The organism is Streptomyces sp. OfavH-34-F, assembly GCF_022347745.1.
Taxonomy (GTDB): domain Bacteria; phylum Actinomycetota; class Actinomycetes; order Streptomycetales; family Streptomycetaceae; genus Streptomyces.
The window spans coordinates 1-2,357 of the sequence record NZ_JAKRGC010000543.1 but is presented as its reverse complement, the minus strand read 5'-3'; the positions used below and the strand labels follow the sequence as shown (position 1 = coordinate 2,357).

At 75.4% G+C, this 2,357-nt stretch carries 2 protein-coding genes and 1 pseudogene; 1 reads left to right on the top strand and 2 read right to left on the bottom strand.

Going from position 1 to position 2,357, the window contains the following annotated elements; translation table 11 throughout:
• Positions 1-1,170 (top strand): helix-turn-helix domain-containing protein (locus tag MHW47_RS34630; RefSeq protein ID WP_239227795.1); only part of this gene is annotated, 1,170 nt, incomplete at its 5' end.
• Positions 1,171-1,190: 20 nt separating this feature from the next.
• Here the strand turns inward: MHW47_RS34630 and MHW47_RS34625 are convergent.
• Together MHW47_RS34625 and MHW47_RS34620 are read right to left on the bottom strand one after the other, a co-directional pair.
• A complete protein-coding gene (locus MHW47_RS34625; protein ID WP_239227796.1) occupies positions 1,191-1,943 on the bottom strand; it encodes an HNH endonuclease family protein in 753 nt (250 codons plus the stop codon).
• 196 nt (positions 1,944-2,139) lie between these two features.
• Positions 2,140-2,357: pseudogene (locus MHW47_RS34620) on the bottom strand (hypothetical protein); the annotation flags it as partial.

The following is a 2,357-nucleotide window of genomic DNA, read 5'->3' as shown; positions in this document are numbered from 1 at the left end:
GCCCGGCTCGCGGCGAGCCTGCGGGCGGCCCGGCTGGCCGCGTTCCAGGCCCTGATGACCGGTCACATCGAGTCGGCACAGCGCATCCTGGGCCCGCTGTCGCCCGGGCTGCTGGACACCGACGAGGCACAGATCGCCGTCGTGGACTGCGCCGCCGGGCCCCGGGACGAGGTCTTCGCCCTGGTCGAGGCGCGGCTGGACGCGGACGGCAACGGCCTGGCGGTGCGCTGTCCGGCGTTCGAGAGCCACATCATCGTCGTCGCGCCCCGCCCGGACCCCGGGGCGCGGGAGGCGCCCGCCCTCGGCCGGCTGCGGTCGCTCGTCGCCGGCAACGGGCTGCTCAGCCTGGGCATCAGCCCGGTCCTGCCGGTGGAGGACATCGGCAGCGGCTACAGCATGGCGTACGACGCCCTCGCCACCGCCCGCATCAGTCCCGCGCGGGCCGCCACGGCCGCAGGGACGCCCGGTCTCCTGGAGGCGCTCGACCCGGTCGCGGCGGGGCGGTGGGCCACCGCCCTGCTGGCCCCGGTCCTCGGCCGGCGCGGCCACGACCAGCAGCTGTCGACGGTGGGGCTCGGCCTGGAATTCGAGGTGTCGGCGGCCGGCCGCATCCTGGGCATCCACCGCAACACGCTCTCGCGCAGGGTGCGCGGCATGCTGCGGGCCACCGGCCTCGACCCCGACCGCGCCCTGGACCGCGTCACCCTCTCCCTCGCCCTGCAGATCCACGCCCTGCACGGCCCGGCGCCCATCGCCGGCGCGGTTCCCCGGCTCGCCGGCCTGTTCGCCGGGGAGCGGGTGACCGCCTGGGCCGCCGCCGCCCTCGCCCCGCTGCGGCAGGCCACCACGGACCGGCGGACCACCGACGGCGAAACCCTGCTGCGGACCCTGCGCGTGTGGGCCGCCCTCGATTTCCGGGTCGACGCCGCCGCGCGGGAGACCGGCCTGTACCCGGCGACCGTACGCAGCCACATCCGCGCCGCCGAGGGGCAGCTCGGCTGGATGCTCCTGTCGGCGCTGCCCACGAGACACCTCGCCACCGACGAGGACGCCCCGCGCAAGCAGTCCGGGGTGCGGAACCTGGCCGTGGCGCTCCAGGCCACGCCGGGCTCACCGGCGCTGCTGCTGCCCGACCCCGTGCACGCGGCGGGCGAACCGTCCCCGTCCTGACGGCGACCGGCGGGACGCCGTCAGCCGCCGCACTGCTCCAGCATCATGTCCTTGTCCGCGGCCGTCACCGGCAGCGCGTACTTCAGCGAGACCTGGGCGAAGCGCAGGGCGTAGGCGCAGCGGACCGGCTTGTACGGCGGGAGCCAGGTGGCGGGGCCCGCGTCGCGCTTGGCGTTGTTGGCGGGACCGTCGACCGGGAGCAGGTTGAGGGGGTCGTTGGCGATCTGCTGCCGCTTGGCCTCGTTCCAGTGGGCGGCGCCCATCTGCCAGTCGTACGAGAGCGGCATGACGTGGTCGATCTGGACCGCGGTCGCCCGCTGCTTGCGCCACTCGATGGTCTTGCCGGTGTACGGGTCCTTGAGGGTCATCGAGACGACCACGCAGTCCGAGCCGGAGCGGAGTTCGACGTTCTTGCCGTCGCGGGCGAGGAGGTCGTTGCGGGTGTCGCAGCCGTTCCGGGCAAGCGGTATGCCGTCCACCGAGTCCTTCCACGCGTACCCGAACTTGTCGCGCGCGTAGCCGGTCTTGGGGCCCCGGCCCTTGGTCGCGACCTTCTCGATGACCTTGCGGGCCGCCGCCTTGTCCGCGTCCGAGGTGAGCGGGGCGAGGCCGGGCTTCGTGCCGTCCGCGTTCTCCAGCGGGCTGGCACCGAAGCCGGTGACGGACGGGGCGCCTCCGCCGTCCGCGCCGGCGGAAGGGCCGGAGGAGGCGGCCTGCTCGGGGTCGCAGCCGGCGAGGGCCAGCACGGCCGACGCGGCCAGGGCGGGCACCATCACTCGACACACGCGGGGGGATATCACTCGTAGCCGTCCTGACGGGGAGAAAGCCGAACCAACCCTGGGAATCCTCTGATGTCTTCCCCACAGGGAGGATTTCATGGCCGCCGGCCCTCCCCGCGCGGGCCCCCGCCAGCGCCCCCGCCCCCGCTCCCCGCTCCCGCCATCGCCTCCGCCTCCACCCGGCGGGCCGTCACACCTTGCCGATGCCCAGCGTGTTCTCGGACGGCAGCAGTCCGGACCCGATCGCCGCCACCCACAGCGGCCCGAGCAGTCCCACGAGCCGTTCCCGCTCCGCCTCCGTGAGCACCCGCCACGGACCGGCCGCCGCCTCGTCCGTGCGCCGCTCCACCTCGGCGCGCAGCGCCCGGCCGGCCTCCGTCGCCGTGCCGTCGTCCGCCACCAGCCCCC

Excerpts from the sequence above, each read along its gene's own strand:
- MHW47_RS34625 (WP_239227796.1), bottom strand. The coding sequence starts at position 1,943 with ATGGTGCCCGCCCTGGCCGCGTCGGCCGTGCTGGCCCTCGCCGGCTGC.